Annotated in this window: 26 protein-coding genes; 19 read left to right on the forward strand and 7 right to left on the reverse strand. The window is 45.0% G+C overall.

The genetic code is table 11. The features are described 5' to 3' along the window. Nucleotides 1-302 precede the first annotated feature (302 nt). The 4 genes from JV36_RS0118005 (at nucleotide 303) to JV36_RS0118020 (ending at nucleotide 5,631) form a co-directional block, all read left to right on the forward strand. Nucleotides 303-527, forward strand: coding sequence for a hypothetical protein (locus tag JV36_RS0118005; RefSeq protein WP_032096601.1), 225 nt, complete (start codon nucleotides 303-305; stop codon nucleotides 525-527). Nucleotides 528-556: 29 nt separating this feature from the next. Continuing rightward, entirely contained in the window at nucleotides 557-1,237 is a 681-nt protein-coding gene (locus tag JV36_RS0118010; RefSeq protein WP_032139787.1) for a CPBP family intramembrane glutamic endopeptidase, read from the forward strand. A 338-nt stretch (nucleotides 1,238-1,575) separates the two neighbouring features. After that, on the forward strand, nucleotides 1,576-2,604 hold the full coding sequence (locus JV36_RS0118015; RefSeq protein WP_052010256.1) for an ADP-ribosylglycohydrolase family protein: 1,029 nt from the start codon (nucleotides 1,576-1,578) through the stop codon (nucleotides 2,602-2,604). Between the two features lie 399 nt (nucleotides 2,605-3,003). Next, nucleotides 3,004-5,631, forward strand: coding sequence for a zinc-dependent metalloprotease (locus tag JV36_RS0118020; RefSeq protein WP_081926701.1), 2,628 nt, complete (start codon nucleotides 3,004-3,006; stop codon nucleotides 5,629-5,631). A gap of 134 nt (nucleotides 5,632-5,765) precedes the next feature. Here the strand turns inward: JV36_RS0118020 and JV36_RS0118025 are convergent, their stop codons facing one another. Further along, nucleotides 5,766-6,401 carry a trimeric intracellular cation channel family protein gene (locus tag JV36_RS0118025; protein ID WP_032096598.1) on the reverse strand — a complete coding sequence of 212 codons (636 nt, stop codon included), beginning with the start codon at nucleotides 6,399-6,401 and terminating at the stop codon, nucleotides 5,766-5,768. A 54-nt stretch (nucleotides 6,402-6,455) separates the two neighbouring features. Beyond that, the gene (locus JV36_RS0118030; protein ID WP_032096597.1) at nucleotides 6,456-7,226 is read right to left on the reverse strand and encodes a HesA/MoeB/ThiF family protein; all 771 of its coding nucleotides are present in this window, start codon (nucleotides 7,224-7,226) and stop codon (nucleotides 6,456-6,458) included. Nucleotides 7,227-7,365: 139 nt separating this feature from the next. Here JV36_RS0118030 and moaB point away from each other — a divergent pair, with 139 nt between their 5' ends. The 7 genes from moaB (at nucleotide 7,366) to JV36_RS0118065 (ending at nucleotide 12,368) form a co-directional block, all read left to right on the forward strand. Further along, nucleotides 7,366-7,872 (forward strand): molybdenum cofactor biosynthesis protein B, encoded by a 507-nt coding sequence (gene moaB / locus JV36_RS0118035; protein ID WP_152561565.1) that lies wholly within the window; start codon nucleotides 7,366-7,368, stop codon nucleotides 7,870-7,872. Nucleotides 7,873-7,939: 67 nt separating this feature from the next. Next, nucleotides 7,940-8,455, forward strand: a complete 516-nt coding sequence (gene moaC / locus JV36_RS0118040) for a cyclic pyranopterin monophosphate synthase MoaC (RefSeq protein WP_032096595.1) — start codon at nucleotides 7,940-7,942, stop codon at nucleotides 8,453-8,455. Nucleotides 8,456-8,538: 83 nt separating this feature from the next. Beyond that, the gene (locus JV36_RS0118045; RefSeq protein WP_032096594.1) at nucleotides 8,539-8,796 is read left to right on the forward strand and encodes a MoaD/ThiS family protein; all 258 of its coding nucleotides are present in this window, start codon (nucleotides 8,539-8,541) and stop codon (nucleotides 8,794-8,796) included. Between the two features lie 2 nt (nucleotides 8,797-8,798). Beyond that, a complete protein-coding gene (locus JV36_RS0118050) occupies nucleotides 8,799-9,272 on the forward strand; it encodes a molybdenum cofactor biosynthesis protein MoaE (RefSeq protein ID WP_032096593.1) in 474 nt (157 codons plus the stop codon). 62 nt (nucleotides 9,273-9,334) lie between these two features. Next, on the forward strand, nucleotides 9,335-10,360 hold the full coding sequence (gene modA, locus JV36_RS19365) for a molybdate ABC transporter substrate-binding protein (RefSeq protein WP_081926747.1): 1,026 nt from the start codon (nucleotides 9,335-9,337) through the stop codon (nucleotides 10,358-10,360). Beyond that, nucleotides 10,348-11,079, forward strand: coding sequence for a molybdate ABC transporter permease subunit (gene modB, locus JV36_RS0118060; RefSeq protein WP_081926703.1), 732 nt, complete (start codon nucleotides 10,348-10,350; stop codon nucleotides 11,077-11,079). Before modA ends, modB begins: the two co-directional genes overlap by 13 nt. Continuing rightward, the gene (locus JV36_RS0118065; protein WP_032096592.1) at nucleotides 11,076-12,368 is read left to right on the forward strand and encodes an ATP-binding cassette domain-containing protein; all 1,293 of its coding nucleotides are present in this window, start codon (nucleotides 11,076-11,078) and stop codon (nucleotides 12,366-12,368) included. The genes modB and JV36_RS0118065 overlap by 4 nt, the downstream gene beginning before the upstream one ends. Here JV36_RS0118065 and hemN read toward each other — a convergent pair. Further along, nucleotides 12,355-13,800: an oxygen-independent coproporphyrinogen III oxidase gene (gene hemN, locus JV36_RS0118070; protein WP_081926705.1), complete on the reverse strand. Its 1,446-nt coding sequence runs from the start codon at nucleotides 13,798-13,800 to the stop codon at nucleotides 12,355-12,357. The two genes, JV36_RS0118065 and hemN, sit on opposite strands and share 14 nt — an antisense overlap. Nucleotides 13,801-13,866: 66 nt before the next feature. Between hemN and JV36_RS0118075 the strand changes: the two genes are divergently transcribed. Both JV36_RS0118075 and JV36_RS0118080 read left to right on the forward strand, forming a co-directional pair. After that, complete coding sequence (locus JV36_RS0118075) at nucleotides 13,867-14,673, forward strand: SGNH/GDSL hydrolase family protein (RefSeq protein ID WP_052010221.1); 807 nt, start codon at nucleotides 13,867-13,869, stop codon at nucleotides 14,671-14,673. Nucleotides 14,674-14,834: 161 nt separating this feature from the next. Beyond that, complete coding sequence (locus JV36_RS0118080; protein WP_032096591.1) at nucleotides 14,835-15,473, forward strand: DsbA family oxidoreductase; 639 nt, start codon at nucleotides 14,835-14,837, stop codon at nucleotides 15,471-15,473. A gap of 98 nt (nucleotides 15,474-15,571) precedes the next feature. Here the strand turns inward: JV36_RS0118080 and JV36_RS19970 are convergent, their stop codons facing one another. Next, nucleotides 15,572-15,820, reverse strand: a complete 249-nt coding sequence (locus tag JV36_RS19970; protein WP_326938260.1) for a diguanylate cyclase domain-containing protein — start codon at nucleotides 15,818-15,820, stop codon at nucleotides 15,572-15,574. 350 nt (nucleotides 15,821-16,170) lie between these two features. On the opposite strand from JV36_RS19970, the gene JV36_RS0118095 reads away from it, so the two are divergent. From JV36_RS0118095 to JV36_RS0118110, 4 genes are all read left to right on the forward strand, one after another. Then, nucleotides 16,171-16,857 (forward strand): histidine phosphatase family protein, encoded by a 687-nt coding sequence (locus JV36_RS0118095; protein WP_032096588.1) that lies wholly within the window; start codon nucleotides 16,171-16,173, stop codon nucleotides 16,855-16,857. Nucleotides 16,858-16,868: 11 nt separating this feature from the next. Continuing rightward, on the forward strand, nucleotides 16,869-18,083 hold the full coding sequence (locus JV36_RS0118100) for an acyl-CoA dehydrogenase family protein (RefSeq protein ID WP_032096587.1): 1,215 nt from the start codon (nucleotides 16,869-16,871) through the stop codon (nucleotides 18,081-18,083). A gap of 39 nt (nucleotides 18,084-18,122) precedes the next feature. Continuing rightward, nucleotides 18,123-19,154 (forward strand): phosphotransferase family protein, encoded by a 1,032-nt coding sequence (locus JV36_RS0118105; RefSeq protein WP_152561577.1) that lies wholly within the window; start codon nucleotides 18,123-18,125, stop codon nucleotides 19,152-19,154. Between the two features lie 93 nt (nucleotides 19,155-19,247). Next, the gene (locus tag JV36_RS0118110; RefSeq protein WP_032096585.1) at nucleotides 19,248-20,222 is read left to right on the forward strand and encodes an NADPH:quinone oxidoreductase family protein; all 975 of its coding nucleotides are present in this window, start codon (nucleotides 19,248-19,250) and stop codon (nucleotides 20,220-20,222) included. 217 nt (nucleotides 20,223-20,439) lie between these two features. Here JV36_RS0118110 and JV36_RS0118115 read toward each other — a convergent pair whose 3' ends face one another. From JV36_RS0118115 to JV36_RS0118130, 3 genes are all read right to left on the reverse strand, one after another. After that, nucleotides 20,440-20,718 carry a hypothetical protein gene (locus JV36_RS0118115; RefSeq protein WP_152561564.1) on the reverse strand — a complete coding sequence of 93 codons (279 nt, stop codon included), beginning with the start codon at nucleotides 20,716-20,718 and terminating at the stop codon, nucleotides 20,440-20,442. A 371-nt stretch (nucleotides 20,719-21,089) separates the two neighbouring features. Next, the gene (locus tag JV36_RS0118125; protein ID WP_032096582.1) at nucleotides 21,090-21,854 is read right to left on the reverse strand and encodes an SDR family NAD(P)-dependent oxidoreductase; all 765 of its coding nucleotides are present in this window, start codon (nucleotides 21,852-21,854) and stop codon (nucleotides 21,090-21,092) included. Nucleotides 21,855-21,897: 43 nt separating this feature from the next. Continuing rightward, on the reverse strand, nucleotides 21,898-22,803 hold the full coding sequence (locus tag JV36_RS0118130) for a haloalkane dehalogenase (RefSeq protein ID WP_032096581.1): 906 nt from the start codon (nucleotides 22,801-22,803) through the stop codon (nucleotides 21,898-21,900). A gap of 243 nt (nucleotides 22,804-23,046) precedes the next feature. On the opposite strand from JV36_RS0118130, the gene JV36_RS0118135 reads away from it, so the two are divergent. Both JV36_RS0118135 and JV36_RS0118140 read left to right on the forward strand, forming a co-directional pair. Next, nucleotides 23,047-25,167 (forward strand): 3-hydroxyacyl-CoA dehydrogenase NAD-binding domain-containing protein, encoded by a 2,121-nt coding sequence (locus JV36_RS0118135; RefSeq protein WP_032096580.1) that lies wholly within the window; start codon nucleotides 23,047-23,049, stop codon nucleotides 25,165-25,167. A gap of 11 nt (nucleotides 25,168-25,178) precedes the next feature. Next, complete coding sequence (locus JV36_RS0118140; RefSeq protein ID WP_032096579.1) at nucleotides 25,179-26,360, forward strand: acetyl-CoA C-acyltransferase; 1,182 nt, start codon at nucleotides 25,179-25,181, stop codon at nucleotides 26,358-26,360.

Genomic DNA, 26,360 nt, shown 5'->3' on the forward strand with positions numbered 1-26,360 from the left:
TATTATTCTTAGAGAAAAACCTGCTCAAATCTTCTTAAATTTTTATTGTCAATTTTTTACCTGAACTAAGAGCTAGTTTTAAAGAGGATTCAAGGTATTCAATTGACTAGTAGAAAAAATCCGTTTTAAATTTAACTTCTCCAGTTTTCATTAGTAATTTATTTTCTAATTTTTATTTGTGAGACGATGGGGTGCTGGCATTGATTTAAATTTTTTTAAAAGATTTATGTCATATTTTTTAGCGTTTTAAAACTAATATTAAAAAGTGTAATTTAAATTCGATTTAAAGGATAAATAAAATTATGGATGAGTTAAACGTAAATGAAATAAAGCAAGTGAGTGGCGGAAACAGATTATTAAATTTTCTAATTGGTTACGCAGATGGGAAGCTACTTGATTCCGCACTGCAAGCTGATTGGAGCAATGCAAGTCACAATTTTAGTGATCCGATGGCTGCAACTAATCGACTTTTAAATTTTTCTCAAAGGCTTTTTGATGTGTGCTTATATACACGCTCAGCCTTTTAAAAAAATCTAAATTTATATAGGCTTTTACTTTGAATGCATTGTTTTACGTATTCCTCTCCTTCCTGATTTATATTGCCCCCTCGTTATTATCGGAAGTGGTGATAAGATGCTTATCTTCTGAATTTTCTCTAAAGTATTCTGAGCTTCGTCCCTTTATTTCAATTTCCTTATCTGCCGTTTTTTTTATACCTCTTTTAATTATGGTTACTCCAGGTGATGAAAAATCAAAAAAGTTTGATTTTTTAAACCTTGGTAAAACCAATGCCCGTATATCAATGAAAATCCTGTTTATAACTTTATGCTTATGGGCTCTATCTAAATACGCGGGAGAGTTTCTCAATGTAAAAGATGAAGCCGCAATGCTGAATGCGACAACATTAGCTGGCAATACTATTTCAATGGTGACACTGTTTTTCGCTGTATGTATTGCTGCTCCTTTAATTGAAGAGTGTTTATTTCGAGGATGGCTTTTTAAAAAACTTATTTATTTAAATCAACATATTAATGTGATTATCTCATCGGCTATTTTTAGCTTAATACATACCCAATATGAACATGTTTCTACTTTTATTTCTATTTTTCTTGTTGGTCTATTTCTTGGTTACATAAGACTTTTATCTGGAAGTTTGTCTTACTCAATATTAGCTCATAGCATGTATAATTTTTACTCGTTTTGTGCCATCTGTATTATTCATTTCTCAAGTGTTTAGTGCTGTTTAAGCGGCCTAAATTCCAAAACCAACCAATACGATCATTCTTATCCAACTCTGCGTATAACTTCTTACTAACACCTCTCTTGGCATCAAATTTCCAAAAAGTAATTTGCCAGGCTTTATTGCAAAAAGTCTAAAGAGAGTGAGAAGAACAACGCATTCAAATTTTCAGTTTGTTCTGCCACTAGGGTAGTAGAAACAATTTGTTTAGATTAGGAGACAAAGCATTGGCTACATCGTCAGAAAGCTCATTACTAAAACAAGAGGAAAATACTTCTTCAGCATCTCAGCATCTTTTCGAGAGGCGTTTTGAGGCCGCATTAAAAAATGCGTTTATTGGTGATGCCCTAGCTATGCCAGTTCATTGGTATTACAACCCGGGTGATATCTTCAAAGCGTTTAATGGTGGCATTGTAAAGTTTGAGGATGCGCCTTCGTATCATCCTTCGTCAATTATGTCTCTGCACTCTACCAGTGAAGGGGGCAGGGCAAGAGCGTCGCGTCAGGCTAAAAAAGAGATTGTTGGTGACGTGATTTTGAAAGGTAAGCGACAATATTGGACGGGCGCAAATCAACATTACCATCAAGGTATGAAAGCCGGTGAGAATACGTTGAATGCCCATTGCGCCAGAGTAATGTTGAGATGCTTATCAAGGGGCTATCAGCGGGACGAATTTTTAGACGAATATATAAAAATGCTAACCGCTAGCCAGCCGCAACATCCTGACACCTACGCTGAGTCTTATCATCGCGGTTTTTTTGCCAATTTAGAGGCTGGAAAGCCTGCACATAAGTGCGGTGCAGTAACCCATGATACTGCCTCAATAGGTGGGTTTGTTACCATTGCGCCACTTGCGCTTAGCGCGGCGGTACGAGGGGACGAACTGACTGCGACACAAAGAGTATGCAGAGAGCACTTAGTGCTAACTCACCCTAGTGATGATTTAGCCATGGTGTGCGATTTCTATGTTGAACTGTTGTTTCGCCTATTGCACCAAGAAGGCGAATCGGCGCAGGAGATACTAGAAGATATCGCTACGCGATCGATGGGTTTGTCGTTACCTAAGTTAGTTGCGAAGAAGAAAAGTGACATGGAAGTGGTAGGGCACACCTATTCTCCAGCATGCTATATCTCAGGTGCGTGGCCGAGTATTCTTTACTTCGCTTATCGCTATAGTGATGAAAGTAAAAAAGCGCTGCTCGCTAATACTAACGTAGGCGGTGACAATGTGCACAGAGGCTTTGTGCTAGGCAGTATCGTAGGACTTATAGCTGGCGAGCCCATCGATAGCCTTTACAGCGAACTAAGCGATGCAGAGCAATTAAGTGCTGAAATTAACCATGCGGGCAAATCACTTCAATAAATGCCTGTCTGTTTAATTCGCTATTTTTAACAGAAAATCTAAGAGATACCTTTAGTAGAAAAATGCTAGTTGTAAGCGCCTTAAGTGGATACGTCACTCTAGGCGCTTTTGTCTGCACACCCCATCAGCTCACATTCTTCATTGGCCTTTTTATCAAATAAGTCACTCAAATAAGTCCAGTAGGCGTTAACGGCGAAAAAAAAGACAAAACTGTCAGCATTGACACATTTTGCAATATTTCCAACGGTCTATTGGCAACAAAACGCGATAGTTTACAAAACAACCTTTTTGATATGTAAGATACTAAGTCATATCGCGTCAGTTAGTATAAAAAATTCTAATAAAGTAGTGCGACAAGCCTACATCATAACGATAAAAAATAGTTAGACAGGAAACTCTATGAAATTCAATAAAATAAACCAAGCGCTGATGATCGCTTTATTGAGCACGTCAGCAATAAGTCATAATGTCTATGCTCAGGACGAGAATAAAGAGTCGATTTCAGAAGCTAAGGAAGAAATCAAAAAAGAAATCAAGGAAGAGATTAAAGACGAGAGCACTGAAGAACAAACTCTTGCTCAAACGCTAAAAGATAAAATTGCTTACGACGGCTATTTGCCTGTGTATCAAGACAGCGAAGACGGTACGGCTTTAATGGTTATCGATGAAGCTAAACTGAATAAGCCGTTTTTATACTTCGCAAATACTGTTGAAGGTGTAGTGGATGCAGGGCATTTTCGCGGCGGTTTTCGCCAACATCGCCTCATTGAAATGCGTCGTGTTTTTGACCGCATTGAAATTGTGGCAATGACACCTCGCTATTATTTCGATCCTGACAACGCCATTAGCAAAGCCGCTAATGCTAATACTAGTGAGGCCGTGCTGGTATCCACTAAAATTGTGAATGAGGAAGACGGACGCATAGCGATAAAGCTAGAGGACGTGGTGAAAAATCAAAAGCTTCACCGTGTAGCACCAATGCCGTCGTCAAGACCAGAAGCAGAGAAGAAACGCTTCAAGTTAGGTAAGCTTAGCGATGATAAAAGTAAGATTGCTGCCATCGACAATTTCCCTGCAAACACCCACATTGTAGTGGATTACGTTTTTGAAAATGACACCCCACAGGTACGTGGCGGCAACTATATTACCGACCCTCGCTACACCACAATTAGTTTGCAACATGCCTTTATTGAACTGCCTGATAACAACTTTGCATCCCGCAGAGACGACCCAAGAATTGGTTATTTTGGTAAGCAATTTGACGATTTAACCACTGATCAAACCTTTATCGGTCGCGATGTGATAAACCGCTGGCATTTAGAAAAGAAAGACCCGAACGCAGCGGTGTCAGACCCCGTTGAGCCTATAGTATGGTGGATTGAAAATACAACCCCCGTCGAGTGGCGAGACACTATACGTAATGCAACATTAAGTTGGAATTCCGCGTTTGAAAAAGCCGGTATTAGCAATGCCATCGAAGTGCGTATTCAACCTGATGATGCAGATTGGAAAGCCGAAGATGTTCGCTACAACGTGCTGCGCTGGACGTCATCGCCAAGACCCCCATTTGGCGGTTACGGCCCAAGCGTTGCCAACCCGTTAACGGGACAAATTATTGCCTCTGATATCATGCTGGAATACAGCTTTATGAAAGGGCGCTGGATTGCAGGTGAAATGTTTACCGACGGGGCTAGCTCTCTTTCATCGCAAATGCCCTCGTCGTTAGATGACGATGCCGCGCAATACTGTTCATTGGGCCACGAGCTTAATGCTGGACTGCTTTTTGGTGAATATGCGTCACTAGCCAAAGGGATGGGCGATATTGAAAAAGACAAGCTTCTTAGGCAAGCCATGCGTTACTTAATTTTGCATGAAGTGGGTCATACCCTAGGGCTTAACCACAACATGAAAGCGTCTCAGCTGCACGGTCATGACGAAGCCCATGACGCGTCGGTCACACAGGGTATTTTGGCCGGCTCTGTAATGGATTACCCTTCTGTTAACTTTGCGCCTGATGGCGTTACGCAAGGCGACTTTTACACAGAAAAGCCCGGGCCTTATGATGATTGGGCAATTGAATACGGTTATTCTACTGCGCTAGCAGACCCAGAAGCCGAAGAAAAACGACTGCAGGCTATTTTGTCACGCAGCGCAGAACCAGAGCTGGCGTTCGGTAACGATGCTGATGATATGCGAGCACCGGGACGTCACCTCGACCCACGAATCAATATCTTTGATATGTCGGGCGATGCAGTTGAATACGCGCGAGACCGATTTGGTCTTATTAAATCAACAGCCACAGAAATTAAAGACAAAACCCTCGCTGATAATCGTTCTCACAATGACCTCGCGGTGGGCGTCAACGCCGTATTTGGTGAGTTTGCACGCCAGGCTAGTGTTGTTTCGCGTTATGTAGGCGGTGTGTATGTAGACCGCACGTTTGTGGGGCAAGAAGGGTATGAACAGCCCTTTACGCCAGTACCTAAGGCGTTACAGCAGCGCGCTATGCAAACGCTAAACGAGTTTGTGTTTGCACCTAATGCTATCGAAACCATGGAGCCACTATTTGCTTACATTCAGCGTCAGCGTCGCGGTTTCGACAATATGGGGAAAAACGAAGATCCTAAGCCACACAAAATGCTGCTAGGGGCACAAAAAAATGTGCTTACCCATTTGCTTCATCCTGCTGTTCAAATGCGTATGAGCGATACGGCACTTTATGGTAATGAGTACAGTCTTGAGCAAATGATGGGAGAGCTCACAAAAGGAATTTTTGAGGCTGATATTAAGCGTGACGTAAATAGCTACCGCCGAAATCTGCAAACGGAATATGTGGAACAGTTGATTAAAATAAGTGGTTTAGAAAAAGCCAGCAACTACGATCATTTGGCCAAAGCAGCTGCGCTTTATGAGCTAAACCGGATTAGTGATTTAGTCGATAACTCACGGGGTGATAGAGCGAGTAAGGTTCATAAATTCTACCTTACCGACCGTATTGAAAGAGCATTTCATAAAAGTAGGTCGTAGCCTTACCTAAGATTACCGGCGCTTTTGAAATAGTTCTTCACAAGCCTAGCAAACCCGGCATTAGCATTTGATAGTGCCGGTTTTTTTCATTTGCGATGCAGCAAGCTTGAACACATGTTAGTCAATGGTGTGATTTAGCTATTTTGTACTTCGCGATCCTTTTTTCTAAAGATGGTGATGTGCCACCCCCAATGTAACGAGCCCAACCTAAGAGAAATGGTTGTTATAAGAGAACCTAAAATACACCAGATATAGCTTATGTCTTGGCTAAATAAGGCGGCATAGACTAAACCGCCCGCTAAACACGCTGACGCGTAAGGTTCGTTTCGCATTACCGATGGCACTTCCCGACATATAACATCACGGATCAAGCTGCCGAATATTCCGGTAGTAATACCCATTGTAATGGCAACCACCAGCCCCGTACCGCTAATGAGTGCTTTTTCGATACCCATAATATTAAAGATTGCCATGCCGATAGCATCTACCATCAAAAAATAATAATTGTTGACGGAGGGGAGGTAGCGGATAAGCAAAACCGTAGCAATAATGGCAGCGTAGGTTGAGTATAAATAATCCGGCGTTTCAATCCAAAATATGGGTTTGCTTAGCAAAATATCTCGCAGTGTGCCGCCACCCAGTGCGGTAACGGTGGCAACTACCACAACCCCAAAGCCACTGATATTTTTTTCATAGCCAAGCAATGCGCCTGCTACTGCAAAAAATGCCACCCCGATTAAGCCAAGCACTAAAAAATATTCTGCTGTCATTTAACATCCTTTTACAAGCGCGTTTCAATGAGCAGCTAATGCAATTTCTATGCTCTACTTGGCGTGAGCGGGCCCGCAAATGTCACATTCTGTTGTATCGGGAAGCTGCCAGCGTTGCCACTCGTGCCCTAAGGCGTCGAATGTCATTAAGGTGTTTACCGGAATAGTGTCAAATTTCATGAGTACCTGCATAGCAAGTAACGACTGATAAGTGCCCACAATATTCGCGACGGGTGAAAATATTCCCGACTCTACACAGCTTAAGTCTGGCGCTGTAAATAGCTGCCTCAAACACCCATAGCAGCGACTCTTGCCGGGAATGGCAACAAATAGCTGTCCTTCAAAGCGAATAGCAGCGCCTGATACTAAGGGCGTACCTGTGGCGTAGCAAAGCTTGTTAATAAGGTCTCGAGCATCGGCGTTGTCGGTACAATCAAGCACCACATCACAGGAGGTCACTAGGCTTTTATGTTCTTCGCCAAACGCCTCATTAACGGTGTGAATTTCACAGTCGGTATTCATTTGCACAAGCTGCTGTTGCGCGGCGTGTACCTTACTTTTTGAGACATCAACTTCACAAAAGAGCGTTTGGCGATGAAGGTTGGTTAATTCTACACTGTCGAAATCAATAAGGGTGAGGGTGCCAACACCACTTGCACAGAGATTCATGGCTGCGGCGTTACCTAGGCCGCCCATACCCACAATAAGCACTTTTGCATTTAGCAGCGCCTCTTGCCCGCCTAAATCCACACTTGGCAGCACAATATGGCGGTTGTAGCGCATAGCTTGTTTGTCAGTCAGGTCTCTATGAGGTGTTTTACGCATAGGTTAAGTCAACTTAAGTATTGAATTCATGGGGTACACCCTTATAAAGTGTCTACTCACAAAAAATTGTGCTGGTTTGACGGGAGTTTATACTTTATCAAAGCCAGACACGATGTCGCATAGCAAATTAGGAATTTATATGTCTGCTGTTAGCCAGCCGCTCAATATTGCCGTACTCACAATTTCAGATACCCGGTCTCTTGATAACGACAAGTCTGGAGACTACCTCACTCAGGCATTGACCGACGCCGGGCATAACCTTGCTGCTAGAGAACTTGTGAAAGACGATATATATCAACAGCGAGCCGTTGTGTCCTCGTGGATTGCAGATAGTAGCATTCATAGCATTCTCATAACTGGTGGTACTGGATTTACCCACCGAGACTCCACCCCAGAGGCGATTAGCGTATTGTTCGATAAAGAGGTTGATGGCTTTGGAGAGCTATTCCGCCAGTTAAGCTATGAAGAAATTGGCACATCGACTATTCAATCTAGAGCTGTCGCTGGCTTTGCTAACAACACGGTGATTTTTTGTTTGCCAGGCTCTACAGGTGCATGTAGAACTGGGTGGGAGCGAATTATTGCTAGCCAGTTAGATGTGGATTTTAGACCATGTAACTTCGTTAAACATTTGGTGAACCTGTGAATACGGGAACAGCCTTGGGCGGCTCTAAAATCAAAAATAAGAGAACAGCCCTGAGCAGGAAAACAGCATGAGCGAATCTTCGGGTAAATTCAGCCACATCGATGCCGGTGGTCAGGCAAATATGGTTGATGTAAGTGATAAAAGTGTGACAAAAAGAGAGGCAACTGCACAAGGCTTTCTCTATGTTAGCGACAGCGTTATCAAGCAAATAAGCGAAGCAAAAATTGCGAAAGGCGATGTATTTGCAGTGGCAAGAATTGCCGGTATTCAAGGTGCGAAACGGTGCAGTGATTTGATCCCCCTTTGCCACCCACTGGCGTTATCTAAAGTAGACGTGAATTTTGAGATTCAGCCCAAAGAAAAGCGGATACGAGCTACCTGTTACTGCAAGCTAAGCGGTAAAACAGGTGTGGAAATGGAAGCGCTGATCGGTGTGAATGTGGCGCTACTCACTCTGTTTGATATGTGCAAAGCCATCGACCCGACTATGCATATGGAAGGCGTACGGGTTCTTGAAAAGAAAGGCGGAAAAACGGGCCATTGGTCCAGCAATGAAGTGAGCAGTGAAGTGAGTCAACAGTGATGTGAGTGAACAGAGGCTCATATCAATAGCCTCACGATAGCCTTCATTAACGCATTCATACATTAATTTAGCATAGGAACAGCATGCAAATAACGGTGAAAACATTCGCACAAACCCGTGAAATTTCGAAAACGCCCACCCTGAGTATCGATGTTGTCGATAGCGATACGGAGGCGACAATCGCCCACGTTATAGCGCAGTTAAGAGAGTTAGACAGAAACTGGGCACTTGCCTTAGAGGGAAGTATTTTAACGGCTAAAAATCAGCAGTTGTGCGATAGCAGCACCGTGTTGAGCCCAGGCGATGAAGTCGCTTTTTTTCCTCCTGTTACTGGGGGCTAACGATGTTTGCTTACATACAGGAGCAAGACTTCGATCAGGGCGACTTGTATGCCCAGTTGCAATCACAGACTCAAGCTAAAACGTTAGGTAATACGGGCGCTATCGTAACATTTACTGGCTTAGTTAGAGACTTTAACAACGCTGGTAATATTGACGGTATTGAGTTAGAGCATTATCCAGGTATGACTGAAAAAGCACTGTCTATTTTGATAGATAAAGCGATAGAGCGCTTTTCACTTACCAATGCCGGTGCGGTGCATCGCGTAGGTCGTATTTATAATAACGAGCAAATCGTTTGGGTAGGCTGCGCTGCTACACACAGACAGGCAGCATTTGATGGCGCATGCTTTTTAATGGACATGCTCAAACAATCGGTCCCTTTGTGGAAAAAAGAGTTTAAAGGCGACAAGTCCACGTGGGTTGAAGCAAAAGGTTCGGATGACGCTGCTGCGCTAAAGTGGATGTCTGAGCGTTGAGGGCAGTAACGCGTTTACTCACATTATTGGTCACGGCACTTTTGTTATTCTCAAGCTCTGCAATGGCCACCACGAAAAGTGCGCAAAATTTTTCAAATGTTTTTCACGAGCATTATGCTAAGTCACCACGGCTTAACATTGCGGTTGCCGCAAATTTCGCGAAGCCTTTAGCGGCAATTGCCTCCGATTTCACTGCCACTACCGGCATCGACGTATCCATAACAACGTCATCAAGCGGAACCCTGTACGCGCAAATTTTTCACGGCGCGAGCTTTGACGTTTTTCTTTCTGCAGACACTGCGCGGCCCGCCATGCTAGCGAAGAACAACCTTATTCATCCCGATAACGTGACAGCCTTTGCCCGTGGCCGACTGGCGCTAATTACACCCAATGCCAGTACAGAGACGAAAATGGCGCTTGAACGTTTTATCGCAGAAACCAGCGGTAAGTTTGCTATTGCCAACCCTAAGCTAGCGCCTTATGGGCTGGCCGCACAGCAGGTTTTACACAACACGTCGTTGTGGAATACGTTTAAAGATAGGCTAGTAAAAGGGAAAAATGTGCTGCAAGCGTATCAGTATGTGAATACAGGCAATGTAAAAGGTGCGTTAGTCGCATACTCTACTGTGCTTGCCGAAAGTGAGGGTAGTAGTGGCAATCACAGTGAGAATGATAGCCTTGAGGGGGTATCAGCGCCAACATCAGGTACAATTTTCAATAAACCAGCTGGCTTTGATAAAGCAGGTAGCTCCTATAGACCAACTGGCTTGCATCAAACAATGTACTGGTCGCTTATTGATGAAAGCCTACACGCTCCTATAGTGCAATCCTTAGCCATTAACGACAACGATGCCGCTGCATTAAGCCCGAATATTTTTGATTCGATAAATGGCGTGGGTGAGGTAATAAATACTGAATCGTTGGTTCACATTAAACCTGCGAGTCTTTTTGTGCAGTATTTACTGTCTTCCTCGGTGCAATCATCACTGAGTGATTGGGGGTATGAAGGTGTATTGAGTAATTATCACACTGATGTTCGCGCTAAACATCACAAAGGCAAAATGGGTGCTGATTCATGGGGTATGTAGATGCCGATATGGTGAATGCTGAAATGTTAAATACTGTCATACTCACGTTTAAGCTAGCGTTAGTCACCAGTGTCTTATTGTTGATTATAGTTATGCCCCTTGCATGGTTTTTGGCGAACTGGCAACACAAGGCAAAATCATTGGTTCTGTCTGTGTTGGCATTGCCGCTAGTACTGCCACCTACCGTGCTTGGCTTCTATTTACTCATCGCGTTCTCACCCCAAAGTGCGCTGGGGGAGTGGTGGTTAGCATTAACAGGCAGCACGTTGGTATTTAGCTTTCAGGGGCTTGTGCTTGGCTCATTAATATATTCACTGCCCTTCGCCCTTCAACCTTTATACAGTGGGTTCGTGCAGCTAGATAAACGGTATCTTGAGGTGGCGAGCTCTCTTGGTTTTTCACGGCTAGAAGGTTTTTATCGCATTGTGCTGCCACTTTGCAAAGCGCCAATCATGGTGGCATTTGGGCTCAGTTTTGCTCACACCGTAGGTGAATTTGGAGTGGTGCTCATGATTGGAGGCAATATACCGGGTGAAACCCAGGTACTTTCCATTGCGCTTTATGAGCAAGTTGAAGCACTAGAATATGAGCGTGCCCATGTGATGTCCCTTGGACTACTTGTGTTTTCCTTCATTGTGTTAGCGCTACTCTATCGCTTTAATGGTGGTGCAGACCCCTCAAGTGGTACTAGAAATATAGACCCGGAGCGCAAGCGATGAGTGTGGCGTTTGAGGTATTGCTTCCAAACAGAGTAGAAGGCCGGGTTGAACTGCGTGCTTCTTCGTCATTTATCGGTATCACTGGGCCATCCGGTGCGGGTAAAAGCAGCTTGTTACGCTGCATAGCAGGCTTTGAAAAAGGCGCGTTGACGCAAGCTAATTGGGGCCATGTTTCGCCAAAAATTGGTATTGTATTTCAGCAGCCCTTATTGTTCCCTCATATGAATGTGGAGGGCAATTTACAGCTTGCCACCCGTCATGCCAGTAAGCATGCCATTTCTATTAATGAGGCGGTAAAAGGGTGTCACTGCGAGCACCTACTGTCAAAACCCATAGCTACCCTGTCTGGTGGTGAAGCCCAGCGGGTGGCTATTGCAAGGGCATTAGTTAACGGGCCTCACATTCTGCTGCTCGACGAATCACTTAGCGCGATAGATGCTGTAACCAGACGGCACATTTACGCTTTTTTACGCCAATTGTGCGCGGTATCGCAACTTACATGCTTTGTGGTTTCCCATGACATTGATGAGCTTTTATTACTGAGTGACGAGATGATTTACATTTGTGCTGGGAAAATAGAAGCAGTAGGTAATGTAGATAGCGTTGTTCCCAATATGTACCAAGGCGGGGCGATTCATACTCCCTCGGCCATACTTAACGGCGTTGTTGAATGTATTGCCGAGGCAACATTAGGCAGCCACGCTGAAGAGAGTACTCATACAAACGCTGGAAAGACTACCTATCCAGAAAAAGAGATGCTTAATGAAAACGCCACTGACTTTGAAGAACCAAATCAGAATACGGTGTATCAAGTCATTGTTAGCGGGCAGCGGCTGTACGTCTCCCCAAAATCGCTCATTGCAGCAAGGTGCAGTGTCGCAAGGTCCAGTATAGTAAGGTCAAAAGTCGCAAGTTCTAATGTCGCAAAGCCCAGCGAGTGTGAACCTAATCAAGCAGATAAAAACGAGATTGATAATTCGCTATCAGCCGGCGGCCAGGTGCGATTCGCGATAAAAGCCAGTGAAGTCAGTATCGATACGAACACAGCAGCAACGACTGAAAACTCGACATCGAGCATCTTGAATTCGCTTAACTGTGTGATAGAAGATATTAACCATTTCGACAATCATAAAAGCGGTCGAGTGTTGCTTAATCTTCGGATTATTAACCAGAAGGGCATGAAGGAGGCCAAGCAACCAGCACTGTATGCGGTTATCAGTACGCTATCAGTAAGTCGTCTTCAACTCGCTAAAAATATGCCCGTAATTGCGCGCTTCAAATTGCTTTAGAAAAGCGGGTCATGATTTTAGCCGAGTCTACATAAGCATCGAAGGTTGCACAAATGGCACGAATGAAAATTCTTGCACTTTCTGGCACCACTATCCCTTTATCCATATGCAGCACAAGGCCATCTTTTTGCAGCGGGCGTAGCGCGTCGAGCTCGATGGCAAAATAGTCGTCAAAGGTAATGCCGTACTTACCCTCAATAGCGTCTTTTTTCAGCGATAGATTGCACATGAGGCTTGATATTACATCTCTTCGAATAAGGTCATCTTTTGAAAGTGATAGCCCAATAACGGCAGCTGGCCTGTGGTTGTTAAGCTGCTCGTAATAGTCTTTTAGTTGCTTAGGGTTTTGTGCAAAGGCGTTTCCTACGGTGCTAATAGCAGACACGCCAAAGCCGACTAAATCCGTATCTCCTTTTGTGGTGTAGCCTTGAAAGTTACGATGCAGTTGGCCTGCGTTTTTTGCCCTAGCGAGTGGGTCAGTTTTTTTAGCGAAATGATCAAGGCCAATCATGTCATAACCAACCTTCTTAAATTCAGTTACCGCGATATTGTAGAGCGCTGCTTTTTGCTCTGCATTAGGCAAAATGGTTTCACCGAATTTACGCTGTGCGGCAAACCGTTCTGGCAGATGCGCATAGCTAAACAGCGATATTCTGTCCGGCGACATGGCTTTCGTGGCGGCTATTGTGGTTCTAAACGTGTCTTCGCTTTGATGAGGTAAGCCATAGATCAGGTCTAAGTTAATAGAGCTAAAACCTAAATTTCTTGCCTCAAATACCAAGTCTGCGATGTGAAGCGTGCTTTGAACTCGATTTATTGTTTGCTGAACTTGATAATCGGTATCCTGTAATCCAAAACTTAAGCGGTTATAGCCGAGCTCTCTTAAATGCTTTAAGTAGGAAATGTCCACGTTTCGCGGGTCTAATTCAATTGCCATTTCTGCTTGAGCATCAAAGGAAATGTACTTTTTTAACATTGTCATCAAAGTGGCTTGCTGTTGCTCACTTAAAAAACTAGGAGAGCCGCCGCCTAGGTGAAGCGACACAGCCTGTCGTTCTGCTAGCAGGTGTGACTTGCTTAATAGCTCTTTTTTGATGTAATTGAGATATTGGTCTGCTTTGCTGTTGTGCCTAGTTACAATTTTATTGCATCCGCAGTAGTAGCAAAGTGTCTGACAAAATGGAATGTGCACGTAAACACTTAAAGCTTCAGCCTGTGTGTTTTTATTTGCAATACGAAGTATGTCATTGTTTACTGGAGCAAAGTTAAGCGCAGTGGGGTAAGACGTATAGCGCGGTGCGTGCTTCGCGTATTTTGCTATTGTAGTTAGGTCTACTTCACTTGCTGGCCCTGTAATTTGATTTATATTTTGGCTCGTATTCTGGCGTACGGCTTGCGGGCTTACAGATTGGCTTACATCTTTTACGGCCATGACATTTCTTCTTTTGCAGGTGAGAGAAAACTAACACTATGTTATCAATACAAGGAAGGCGGTGAATTGATCTGGTTCAATGTTTTGGCGCTTAATATTGGCTTGCTAGTCATTTTGCCAATTATCATTATTCAAGCGATATGGGTTCGTAAGAAAACCCTTCGTTTACCAGAGCCATCGGGTGCGCGACAGCTTAAAAGCGAAACTTCAGACTCCAAATCTGAAGATAAGAAAATACCCTTTAACGTACTGGTGATAGGTGACTCAGCGGCGGCTGGCGTTGGCGTAAGTACGCAATCTGATGCGCTAACTGGAAAGCTGTACCAAGCACTATCACATTCACTCGGCGAGTCTTACGCAGTGTCTGTTATCCTCCACGCCCGCACGGGGCTAGCGAGTAGCGATATTATTGCATTGCTTAAGCATGAGCATAGCTGCCGGTATCAGGTGGTAGTGGTTTCTATTGGGGTAAATGATGTAACTAGATTCACCACCTTAACTAAATGGCGCAACAATCTTCGACAAATTCATCACTTTTTGCTGCAAAAATTTCAGTGTAACCTCGTTATCTATTCTGCGGTTCCACCCATGCATGGGTTTCCCGCTATTCCTCAACCATTACGCTTTGTGCTGGGACAAAGAGCGTCGCTGCTCAATCGTGTATTAGCAAGTACCATAGGCATATTGCCCTTTAGCAGGCTGCTTCAGCTTAATGTATTTGATGTAAAGGGCGAAGCGATAGCTGAACTAATGGCAGAGGACGGTTTCCACCCTTCAAGTGTTGGGTATGCATTGTGGGCTGAACAGATTGTTTCACTTGTTAGAAAAGAGCAGAAGAGGGTTGTTGAGGCCGAAAACAGGCGCGTTAACTAAAAGAGCGAATGAGTAAGGTGATCTCTACACCTTGGGCTCCATACCAATTATTAGCCTATAGACACGTCTATAACGTGTTTATAGCGCTGTGCGCTTGCAGGAGGGTTATCATATGCCGTACCTTGAGCTATTGAAGTGTCGTAAATTTTGAGGGAGGAAAAATGCAAACAGTTACAATTGATATGGTGTCTGACGTTGTCTGCCCCTGGTGTATTGTGGGCTACAAGCGGTTGCAACAGGCAATACAACAACTCGATAACATTAATGTAGAGGTGAAGTTTCATCCCTTCGAGCTTAATCCCGCTATGCCTGAAGAAGGGCAGAACTTGCGTGAGCACGTCATAGAAAAGTACGGTATTACTCCAGCACAAAGCAGTGAAAACAGGCAGCGTCTTATTGATGTTGGTAAAACAATTGGCTTTGAGTTTAACCTTGCCGATGACGCTACCATGCAAAATACCTTCAAGGCCCATCAGCTTATCCATTATGCCGACGAGATGGGCTTAGCGGTTCCCATGAAAATGCGTTTGTTTGAAGCCTATTTTACGGAAGGAAAGGATATCAATAATATAGATATTCTTATTCAGGAGGGCAGCAGCATTGGTCTTGATGTTCAAACCATTAAAGACGTGCTTGCCGATGAGCGGTACAGCGACGCCGTGAGGCAACTAGAATCGGCTTGGATGCAACGAGGAATCCAAAGTGTTCCTACGTTTGTCATAGGCAATCAGGGCGTAGCAGGCGCACAAGATCCCGAAACCCTTGCCGCTTTCATCAAAGAAGCGGCCGGCGCTATTTAATAGCGAATGAGGGTTTACGCCTTATCACCCTTTTCCTGAGAGTGTGGCTGAGCAAAAATAAGATAGTCATTTGGCGCCGTTATTTTATTTTGCTTAGCTTAGTACATTGCGATATCCGCAAGCTTTATTAGTGTATTGATATCTCGGCTCATGCGGGGGTAAAACGCAACACCGACGCTCATGGTAATAACGATAGGCGTAGTTTCGTTGTTAAAGTAAAATGGCTTCTTAACCCCATCACTCACTTTCGATATGGCCGTTTTCACAGACTCTTCATCTTCGGCTTGTAACAGCAAAACAAACTCATCACCCCCCCCCAGCGAATTGCCATATCGTTTAAGGTCAATTGGTAAAAACGCTCGCCGTCTTCAGTGATCAATGGGCTGGCAATTAATTGAACCCCAATGACATTTTTATTCACTGACTTCAGTTTGAATTCGCCCGTTGCAAACTCATTGCGAGAAAATGACTCCAGTAGCGTCCCTTTAATGGCGGTAGGGTTTTTCAAACAGGTCGCTCAACAACTCGCCATAGTTTTGAAAAAGGCTTTTGGGTATTTAATTCATTTCATAGCCACGGCCAATTCCGCTTATGTCCGAATAGTTTCACATGATGAACTCCCATTCAAAATATCAATTAAACTTATGCAACGAGTTTTCTTAGTATGGTTAACATATTGGTAACATAAGAGCGTGTAATGACAGATATCTATTTAGTTCGTCACGGACAGGCGTCTTTCGGTAAGGCGAATTACGACAAGCTAAGCGAACTAGGCGCACAGCAAGCCGTGTGGTTAGGTGACTATTTTCACCATCGCGACATTCAGTTCGACAGCGTCTTTATGGGAGATATGGTTAGACACCGTGAAACTAACGAGGGTATTGCACAAGGGTTATCCGCTGGAGGGAAATATTTACCAGAGGCTACACGAGACAGTGCACTTAACGAGTTTAATTTTCAGGCGGTTGCTGCTGCGTATCTTAGTCGTTTCCCTGAAGATAAAGTGCCAGAGGGGGCATCACCTGCTGAGTTCTATCGATTATTGAAAAAGGCCATGCTTGCGTGGTCACAAGATGAACTAGAGCATGGGTTGCTCGATGAAACCTGGGCGCAATTTGAAGGGCGTGTAGGTTCAATGCTCACACGTTTGCAAAATAGCGATGCAAAACGCGTACTTGTGGTCAGTTCTGGCGGCGCTATCGCGATGATGCTGAAACATATTTTAGGCTACGATTCTGCAACGGTTATCAACATGAACTTGCAAATACGTAATGCCAGCTTTTCACAATGCTTTGCTAATAAGCGAGGCGTTCACTTAAATAACTTCAATAGCGTACCTCACCTGGATGTGACTGACAGGTTACACGCCATTACCTATAGCTAAACGGGACAGCGATGAATTTTGAATATAACGAAAAAACACAGGCGCTTTTAGAAAAACTAAGAGCGTTCATGAAAGACGAAGTGTATCCAATTGAGCAAGAGTACATTCATGCCGTAGAGAATGGAAAAGACCGTTGGAAAACCCCAGCGATGATGCAGGCATTAAAACAAAAAGCGCGCGAGGCAGGACTGTGGAATTTATTTCTACCAGAAGAGTACAAGCCCTACGGAGCCGGGCTGACTAACGCCGAATATGCACCACTTTGTGAAGAAATGGGGCGCGTGTTGTTCAGTTCTGAAATATTCAACTGTAGCGCGCCAGACACAGGCAATATGGAAGTATTAGCCAAATACGGCAACGAAGCGCAAAAAGAAGAATGGTTAGTGCCTTTGTTAAACGGAGAGATTCGCTCTGCGTTTGCGATGACTGAGCCTGCGGTGGCGTCGAGCGATGCAACAAATATCGAAACGTCTATTACGCGCGACGGTGATGAGTATGTTATCAATGGTAAAAAATGGTACACCAGTGGCGCAATGAATGAGAATTGCAAAATTATGGTGGTGATGGGTAAAACTGATTTTGATGCACCTCGTCATCAGCAGCAATCGCAAATACTCGTGCCTATGGATACCAAGGGCGTCACCATTGTTAGGCCTATGGCAGCAATGGGATTTTATGATGAACCGATTGGCCATGCCGAAGTCTTGTTTGAAAACGTACGTGTGCCTGTTGAAAATTTACTTGTGGGTGAGGGTAAAGGGTTTGAAATTGCTCAAGGTCGCCTTGGTCCAGGGAGAATTCACCACTGCATGCGTTTAATCGGATGTGCACAGCGCGCATTAGATATGGCCTGCGAACGAGTAGAATCTCGAGTTGCCTTTGGCAAGCCGTTAGCAAAACAGCAGTCTATTCGTGAAACCATTGCCAAGATGCACTGCGATATTGAGCAGGCCCGTTTATTAACGCTAAAGGCAGCCGATAAGATGGACAGATACGGTAATAAAGTATCTCGCGACCTTATTGCGGCGATTAAAATTGTTGCGCCAACTATGGCGTGCAACGTGATAGACGACGCCATTCAAATGCACGGTGCGGCTGGAACGAGTCAAGACTTTGTATTGTCTGCAATGTATGCATATGCACGCACCATTAAGCTTGCCGATGGCCCAGATCAAGTGCACATGATGCAGTTAGGTCGTAATTTAATTGCTGATAAAAACGCATAAGGAGCTGTTTTGACTGCACAAAACACGACTGCACCTCATATGTTAGATTTAGCGGTACTAAACACCTACCTGACTACCGCGTGCCCAGATATTGGGCACGTTCAGGAGGCTGAAAAGTTTTCTGGCGGCCAGTCGAACCCGACTTTCAAGCTACTTACTGACAATGGCACCTTTGTTTTACGGCGCCAGCCTCCGGGCAAGCTACTTAAATCAGCGCATGCGGTAGACCGCGAATTCAGAGTAATTAATGCGCTGCAAAACTCTGAAGTACCGGTTCCGAAGGCATATCACCTGTGTGAAGACCCAGATATTATCGGCAGTATGTTTTATATCATGGCCCATGTTGACGGTGATATTTTTTGGAATAGTGCGCTGCCTGAGATTGCTGCTTCCAGCACCCGTACGGCGATGTATGATGAAATGAACAGAGTGCTTACGTCATTGCACAGCGTCGATGTTCAATCTGCAGGGCTTAGCGATTATGGAAAGCCCGGAAGTTATTTTGAACGCCAGTTAAGTCGCTGGACTAAACAATACCGAGCGTCTGAACTAGAGCATATTAAAGAAATTGAAGACCTTATAAGTTACTTAGAAGCTAATTTGCCTGATGATGATGGACAGGTTTCGTTGGTCCATGGCGACTTTAGACTCGACAACATGATGTTTGATATGTCTGATACCAACCAACCTAAGGTAATAGCTGTGCTTGATTGGGAGCTGTCTACACTTGGACACCCTTATTCAGACTTAGCGTATCAATGTATGCAGCTGCGCCTTCCTTCAGACATTGCTCACGCAGCAGGGTTAGGAGGGCTAGATCGCGAGGCTTTGGGTATCCCTTCAGAAAAAGCGTATATTGATGCGTACTGTAAACGACGGAATATCGGAAAAATTGATAATTGGACGTTTTATCTCGCGTTCAGTTTCTTCCGACTCGCCGCTATTTTACAAGGCGTAGTGAAGCGCGCTCACGATGGTAATGCATCTAGCGAGAAGGCGATGCAGTTGGGGGCGATGGTACGTCCTCTAGCGCAAATAGCGAATCAAACCATACACCAAGACAGTGAATAACAGTCACACTTGTTTCCTATGATTTAACCCTTGGGTTAATGCGTTTTGGGTTTTTTTGCCGAATACATAGAGAAAACAGAATACGGAGAAAAGATGAAAGCCATTGTATGTGAAGCCTTTGGGCCAGTAGATGATTTACGTGTAAAAGACGTTGCCGATCCTATAGCAAAACCTGGGCATGTTGTTGTTGATGTTCAGGCGGCAGGGGTTAACTTTCCAGACGGGCTCTTGGTACAAGGCCTGTATCAAATGCAACCTGACTTTCCGTTTATTCCTGGCAACGAAGTGGCTGGAGTTGTCTGTGAAGTGGGTGAGGGAGTCGGTCACGTTAAAAAAGGACAACGGGTTATCGCGCTCTCGAATCTGGGCGGTTATGCAGAAAAAGTAGCTGTGAAAGCAAGCCACGTTATGCCGTTACCAGACCCTATTCATGTAAATGAAGGTGCGGCGCTTGTTACTGCTCATGCTACTGCTCACCATGCCTTAAAACAGCGTGCGAAGTTACAGCCTGGCGAGACGCTGGTTGTTACGGGTGCAGCTGGTGGCACCGGCCTAGCGGCGGTTCAAATTGGTAAAACAATGGGGGCTAAGGTAATTGCAGTATGTTCTACAGAAGAAAAGCTTGCCCTAGCAAAAGAGTATGGCGCAGATGTACTCATCAATTATAAAGACAAGGATCTCAAAGAGACGCTGAAAGAGGTGACGGGCGGTAAAGGTGCCGACGTTATTTATGAATGCGTTGGTGGTGATACTTTTCATGCTTGTAGTAGAAGTATGGCGTGGGAAGGTAGGTTGCTTGTTGTGGGGTTTGCTGGCGGAGAGATACCTAAGTTCCCAGTAAACTTAGCCCTAGTAAAAGGGTACTCGGTAATGGGCGTATTTTGGGGCTCGTTTACTCAGCACGATCCCAAAGGGTTTGCCGAAAATATGCAAGAACTCCTGACGTGGTATGTACAGGGAAAGGTAAAAGTCGTTGTTGATGAAGCCTTGCCTCTAGAGCAAGCAACTAAAGCGATGACAAAGGTTATGAATAGGGAAGTGAAAGGGAAAATGGTCATCACACCCTAGTTAGCTTTGCCACTTCCACTAAGCCCACATCACTGTGGGCTTTTTTATGTCTGTGTTAAACATGAGGCTGATAGGCGAGTAAACCGAGTAGGGCAAGATACGGTTCTTGAAAATGTCTCAGCAGATTGACACAGACGTAAATGAGAACAGTCAGAGCAATTAATTAGAACAGCCAAAGCAGTAGGCCTGAAGAGTTTAAATTAACGAAGTTTGCGACTTACTCAGATTGCGACAAAGTGTATGGCAACGCTGTATGAATAAGATGGGCTTGCTTTAGCGAGGTTTTACTATTTCGCGAAGTGATAATGCGTTGTGATACACGGTTAGATAGACCGTTAGAGCTGCGGCGCATTTTTTTAAAAATCGGTTGCGCTTGCTCTGAACTATTGAGATTTGGCTGGTGTTTAGCATCTTCTGCTGCAGCCAAATTGTGAGGAAAAAGGGCAGCCGTTAAACAAGTACTAAGCAACATCATGCTGGTAAATGTTTTCATCATTGGCTCTCTTCTAATGTTTAGTTCAGTCTCCGGTTTATTGCAGTATTTTATTACAGTACTGGGTGCAATAAACGAGAGAGAAAAGACGTCAGAGGCGGTTGCACTCGCCTCATTCGTCAGACTTTGTTTGTTCACCTCTATTACAACTAAAGTCGATGTAAAACAAAACAGAGTAGCTCATACCATGGTATGAAAATTTATACTGTATGCTAGGCAATGCAGCGACTTTCTGTCTTGCGGTGAGGCCTCTCGTTATCGGCGGTGAGGCCTCCTACCACGCGGTGAGGCCTCTCCATTGGCGGTGAGGCCTCTCCATTGGCGGTGAAGACTCTCCATTGGCGGCGAAGACTCTCCATTGGCGGTGAAGCCTCTTACCACGCGGTGACGCCGCCATCAACGGCTATAGTTTGGCCGTTCATATAGCTGTTTCCAGGAGACAGCATTAGCATCATAGTGTTAACTATCTCCTGTGGCTCTCCTAGGCGCTTCATTGGGCTGCCCTGACCAAGTCGAGCTTGCGCTTCTGGTGTATTATATCCGTCTACATTTAGAATGTTGGTTGGGCTGTAAAATGGGCATATTGCATTTACACGCACATTCTTTCTTCCATACTCTACTGCTGCGGTGCGAGTGACGCCGGCAACGGCATGCTTTGCGGCTGCATAGGCTGCGCCTTTCGGTGCGCCGCCAAGACCAGCAAGAGAACTCACGTTTAACACATGCCCCTTTTTCTGAGCGAGCATGGCAGGAATTTGGTATTTCATGCCAAACATCACGCCTTTTACATTAACCCCAAACTGACTATCCATGATGGCCTCAGTCATTTCATGAACGGGCGCTGGCGTGTGAGCAATACCTGCGTTATTGACGGCAATATCCAAGCGACCAAATTTCTCTAACGCTGCGTCTACCAGCGCCTTATTCAGACTTTCATCTGCAATGTTCCCTGCGATGCTCACCACATCGGTAACACTTTCAAGTTCATTTATTACCGAGTTGAGCGACGTTTCGTTTATATCGCTAAGCACGAGCTGTGCGCCGCGCTGTGCAAGCCCTGTGGCCAAAAGCCGGCCAAACCCGCTGCCTGCGCCAGTAATAAGCACAACGTGGTCGGTAAAGTTAAGTAGTGAATCCATGATGTTTCCTTAATGTGTTCTGAAATATCTAGGTCAACACGCCCTAGTAATTGTGAATAAATGAAATAAGAACCTGAGCTAATTCTTCACCCTTGTCCTCTTGTAAAAAGTGACCACCAGATTTAATTGTGGTGTGTTCTATTCCCTTACACCCTAAAATGGTGTGCTGCATAAATTTGTCACCGCCTGCCGTCACAGGATCGCTATCGCTAAAGGCGGTCATAAAGGGTTTGTTGAACTGCTTAAGCGACTGCCAAGCGTTTCGATTGGCTTGAGAGTCTGTGCTGTCGGGCTGTGTAGGAACCAAAAGGGGGAACATTCTTGCGCCCACTTTATAAGTCTCATCAGGAAATGGTGCGTCGTAAGCCGCTTTAACACTATCGGATAAGTCGGTTACTGTGCCTTTATCAATGATATCTGAGGTTGGAAACTCCGGCACGTCTTGAGAAAATCGACGCCATGCCGTAAATGCTTTACTGGGCTTTTGGTCGCCTGTGGGTAGCCCGGTATTTGCAGCCACTACACCAGAAAAGCGCTCAGGCATATCTGCCACAAGTCGAAGACCTAACAGGCCTCCCCAGTCTTGACAGAACAACGTAGCGGGTTGCTTCACGACCTGGTTAAACCATTCGCGTACCCAAATTAGGTGCCTTACATAAGTGTAGTCGCTGCTGCGTGTAGGTTTGTCTGAACGACCAAACCCGATAAGATCGGGTGCAAGCACGTTGAATCCCGCATCAGCTAAAATAGGGATCATCTTTCGATACAGATAAGCCCAGGTTGGTTCACCGTGTAGTAAAACAACGGGATGACCGTCAGTCGGTCCTGCTTGGTAGTAGGCCATGGACAGTTCGCCGCTGACGGTATCAGTTACTTGAACATACTGTGGTTCGTACGGAAAATCAGAGATATTCGAAAAGGCGCTTTCAGGTGTTTTCAGTATCTGCATAGCTTACTTGTCCCTGTAAATTAAATGTAAAATAATTAACGGTATAATAACAAAAACACCCTTATCTCATTCTGTCAATTAATCTGTAACTCCTGTATTACCTAGCGTGAGAGCGGATCCGATGAAAAAACAGGGTTTCGTTGCCGTATTAAATATTGTGATAAATGTCTATAACACCAATAAACTTGGATGATTGGCAACACTGCAATAACATCCGGTTAACGTGATAAACAGGATATGGTTATGACTCAGACGGAAAACAAAGCAGTAGCGTATGATGTGCAGCAGGGTGTTGCCACGCTTACTATGCAGAGCGCACCAGTTAATGCACTCTCTCGAGCACTTCGCGTAGGCCTAATAGACGGCATTGAACAAGCGATTAACGACGAAAGCGTGAAAGCTATCGTGGTGACATCCGCACTGCCAATATTTTCAGGTGGCGCAGATATTAGCGAATTTGCAGGCGGTGATTTATCACCAAACTTACCTGAAGTTTTAGAGAAGATTGAAAACGCGTCAAAGCCGGTCGTTGCCGTTTTACCGGGGCCAGCGTTTGGCGGCGGTTTAGAAGTTGCCTTAGCATGCCATCATCGCATCACGTTTGCCGACAATAAAGTGGGTCTACCAGAAGTTAATCTAGGTATTTTACCAGGCGCTGGCGGAACGCAGCGTTTACCTCGCTTGGCAGATGCGCAAACAGCCTTAACAATGATAGTGACAGGTAAGCCCACTTCTGTACTCAAATTACCAGGCGTATTTGACAAGATATCAGATAAGCCGGAACACCTCTTAGAAGATACCAAAGCGTATTTAGCGTCGTTAGGTGGTGCAACAGCTATTAAGCGTACCTGTGATATTTCCTTAACAATGTCTGATGAAACACAAGCCGTTTTTGACGCAGTAGTCGCTCAAACGAAAAAAGCATCAAAAGGGTTTTTCGCACCGCTTAAATGTATCGAAGCGGTTCGCGGCGCATACACGTTAGCGTTTGAAGATGGCCTTAAAAATGAAGGCAAGCTGTTTATGGAGTGCATGAACACGCCTCAAGCGCGAGCGCAGCAGCACTTTTTCTTTGCAGAGCGCGCGGCGGGTCATGTCAGTGACTTCGATAAATCAACACCTGAGCGCGCTATCGAGAAGGTTGCCATTATAGGCGCTGGAACAATGGGCGGCGGTATTGCGATGAACTTCGCCAATGCGGGTATCCCAGTAACGATGCTTGAACTTAAAGAAGAAGCCTTACAGAAAGGGCTCGCTCTTATTCGCAAAAATTACGAAAACAGCGCTAAAAAAGGCAAGCTTACGCAAGAGCAAGTTGAATCTCGCATGGCACTGCTTAGCGGCACAACCACCTACGATGACTTAAGTGACGTAGATTTAGTGATTGAAGCTGTGTTTGAAAAGATGGAAGTGAAAAAGACGGTATTCTCAACGTTAGATAGAGTATGTAAACCAGGCGCTATTTTAGCTTCTAATACATCTACACTTGATATCGATGAGATTGCTACGTCGACCTCTCGTCCACAAGACGTCATTGGGCTTCACTTCTTCTCTCCTGCTAACGTCATGCGTTTGCTTGAAGTCGTAAAAGCTGAGAAGACATCGCCTGAAGTTATTAAAACCTGCATGAAGATGGCTAAGCGCATCAAAAAAGTGGCAGTGCTAGTGGGTGTTTGCTTTGGTTTTGTTGGTAATCGAATGATTGAGCCATACGGGCGAGAAGCGAACCGCTTATTGTTAGAGGGCGCTTCACCAGAGCAAGTGGACAAGGTACTTACCGATTTCGGCATGCCTATGGGTCCATTTACAATGGGCGATATGGCTGGGCTTGATATTGGTTACTACGTTCGCCAGTCTCGCCAAGAACATATTGCCCACGACCCGGCTTACGGCGCTGTTGCCGACCGTTTGGTAGAAATGGATCGCAACGGCCTGAAAACCGGTCGCGGAACCTATAACTATGAACCGGGCAGTCGCGTTCCTATTCCAGACCCTGAAGTACTCGATATTGCGAAGAAAGAAGCGCAGAGACTTGGTGTAGAGCAGCGCTCTGACATCAGCGATGATGAGATTTTGGTGCGAGTCATGTTCTCTCTTATCAATGAAGGTGCCTGTATTCTAGAAGAAGGCATCGCTGCTAAGTCTAGCGATATCGATGTGATTTACGTCTACGGCTATGGCTTCCCTGTGTTCCGCGGTGGTCCTATGCAGTATGCAGATGAAGTAGGGCTTCAGACTATTCTCGATAAGTTAACTACATACCGTGACCATCTTGGCGACTACGGAAAGATGTGGCTAGAGCCTAGCGATTTACTTGTAAAATTGGCGCATGAAGGCGGCAGTTTTAAGCACTATAAAAAATAAGGAACAATACAATGCGTGATGCAGTAATTGTTAGTACCGCAAGAACACCTATTGGCCGTGCCTACAAGGGCGCGCTCAATAATCTACCTGCGCCTTCACTTGGCGGGCATGCGATAAAGCATGCAGTTTCTCGCGCTGGTATTGATCCAGCAAGCGTAGATGATGTTGTGATGGGGGCAGCCCTAACACAGGGCAGTGGCGGAATGAACATTGGTCGCCTAGCGGCGCTTGCTGGCGACCTACCAACGTCTGTTGCTGGAATGACATTAGACAGGCAGTGTAGCTCGGGCATGTATGCTATCGCGACTGCGGCTAATGCTATTCGCACTGGCGATACCAACATCATGGTTGCTGGCGGTTTAGATTCTATTTCACTAGTGCAAAACAAAAGCATGAACATGCATCGTGCGGTAGACCCAGCATTAGTTGCAAAGCATAAAAATATTTATATGCCTATGCTGCAAACCGCTGAAGTGGTTGCTAAGCGATACAACATCAGCCGTGATGTGCAAGACGAGTACGGCTATCAAAGCCAAATGCGAACAGCCGCGGCTCAGTCAGCAGGCAAGTTTGATGACGAAATCGTACCGATTACGGCAACGCAGACACTCTTTAATAAAGAGACCGGCGAAACAAGCGAACGCGAAGTCACGCTGTCTAAAGATGAGGGCAATCGTCCAGAGACATCACTGGAAGGTTTACAAAGCTTAAACCCGGTGATTGAAGGCGGGTGTATTACCGCAGGTAATGCAAGCCAACTATCTGACGGTGCAAGCGCTACTGTTATTATGGATGAGCACTCTGCGGCAAAAGGCAAAGGGCAACCCCTTGGTATTTATCGCGGGATTGCGGTTGCAGGATGTGAACCAGATGAAATGGGAATTGGCCCTGTATTTGCCATTCCTAAGCTATTAAAGCAGCATGGATTAACCATGGACGACATTGGTCTATGGGAGCTTAATGAAGCATTTGCAGTACAGGTATTGTATTGCCGTGACAAGTTAGGCATTCCAGACGAATTATTAAACGTTAACGGCGGTGCCATTTCTATTGGTCACCCCTATGGCATGAGCGGTGCTCGTATGGTGGGTCATTCACTCATCGAAGGTAAAAGACGTGGTGCGAAATTTGTTGTTTGCACTATGTGTATCGGTGGCGGCATGGGCGCTGCTGGTTTATTTGAAGTTCTATAG

Origin of the sequence: Alteromonas sp. LOR (assembly GCF_000753865.1) — a bacterium.
Lineage (GTDB): Bacteria > Pseudomonadota > Gammaproteobacteria > Enterobacterales > Alteromonadaceae > Alteromonas.

Bases quoted from the DNA above. Each gene is read 5' to 3' on its own strand.
- JV36_RS0118110 (WP_032096585.1), top strand. From the start codon at position 19,248: ATGAAAGCCATTGTATGTGAAGCCTTTGGGCCAGTAGATGATTTACGT.
- modB (WP_081926703.1), top strand. From the start codon at position 10,348: ATGGGGTATGTAGATGCCGATATGGTGAATGCTGAAATGTTAAATACT.
- JV36_RS0118140 (WP_032096579.1), top strand. From the start codon at position 25,179: ATGCGTGATGCAGTAATTGTTAGTACCGCAAGAACACCTATTGGCCGT.
- JV36_RS0118005 (WP_032096601.1), top strand. From the start codon at position 303: ATGGATGAGTTAAACGTAAATGAAATAAAGCAAGTGAGTGGCGGAAAC.
- JV36_RS0118100 (WP_032096587.1), top strand. From the start codon at position 16,869: ATGAATTTTGAATATAACGAAAAAACACAGGCGCTTTTAGAAAAACTA.
- JV36_RS0118125 (WP_032096582.1), bottom strand. From the start codon at position 21,854: ATGGATTCACTACTTAACTTTACCGACCACGTTGTGCTTATTACTGGC.
- JV36_RS0118130 (WP_032096581.1), bottom strand. From the start codon at position 22,803: ATGCAGATACTGAAAACACCTGAAAGCGCCTTTTCGAATATCTCTGAT.
- JV36_RS0118065 (WP_032096592.1), top strand. From the start codon at position 11,076: ATGAGTGTGGCGTTTGAGGTATTGCTTCCAAACAGAGTAGAAGGCCGG.
- JV36_RS0118105 (WP_152561577.1), top strand. From the start codon at position 18,123: ATGTTAGATTTAGCGGTACTAAACACCTACCTGACTACCGCGTGCCCA.
- JV36_RS0118050 (WP_032096593.1), top strand. From the start codon at position 8,799: ATGTTTGCTTACATACAGGAGCAAGACTTCGATCAGGGCGACTTGTAT.
- JV36_RS0118025 (WP_032096598.1), bottom strand. From the start codon at position 6,401: ATGACAGCAGAATATTTTTTAGTGCTTGGCTTAATCGGGGTGGCATTT.
- JV36_RS0118020 (WP_081926701.1), top strand. From the start codon at position 3,004: ATGAAATTCAATAAAATAAACCAAGCGCTGATGATCGCTTTATTGAGC.
- JV36_RS0118135 (WP_032096580.1), top strand. From the start codon at position 23,047: ATGACTCAGACGGAAAACAAAGCAGTAGCGTATGATGTGCAGCAGGGT.
- JV36_RS0118115 (WP_152561564.1), bottom strand. From the start codon at position 20,718: ATGATGAAAACATTTACCAGCATGATGTTGCTTAGTACTTGTTTAACG.
- moaB (WP_152561565.1), top strand. From the start codon at position 7,366: ATGTCTGCTGTTAGCCAGCCGCTCAATATTGCCGTACTCACAATTTCA.
- JV36_RS0118030 (WP_032096597.1), bottom strand. From the start codon at position 7,226: ATGCGTAAAACACCTCATAGAGACCTGACTGACAAACAAGCTATGCGC.
- hemN (WP_081926705.1), bottom strand. From the start codon at position 13,800: ATGGCCGTAAAAGATGTAAGCCAATCTGTAAGCCCGCAAGCCGTACGC.
- moaC (WP_032096595.1), top strand. From the start codon at position 7,940: ATGAGCGAATCTTCGGGTAAATTCAGCCACATCGATGCCGGTGGTCAG.
- modA (WP_081926747.1), top strand. From the start codon at position 9,335: ATGGCCACCACGAAAAGTGCGCAAAATTTTTCAAATGTTTTTCACGAG.
- JV36_RS0118095 (WP_032096588.1), top strand. From the start codon at position 16,171: ATGACAGATATCTATTTAGTTCGTCACGGACAGGCGTCTTTCGGTAAG.
- JV36_RS0118080 (WP_032096591.1), top strand. From the start codon at position 14,835: ATGCAAACAGTTACAATTGATATGGTGTCTGACGTTGTCTGCCCCTGG.
- JV36_RS0118045 (WP_032096594.1), top strand. From the start codon at position 8,539: ATGCAAATAACGGTGAAAACATTCGCACAAACCCGTGAAATTTCGAAA.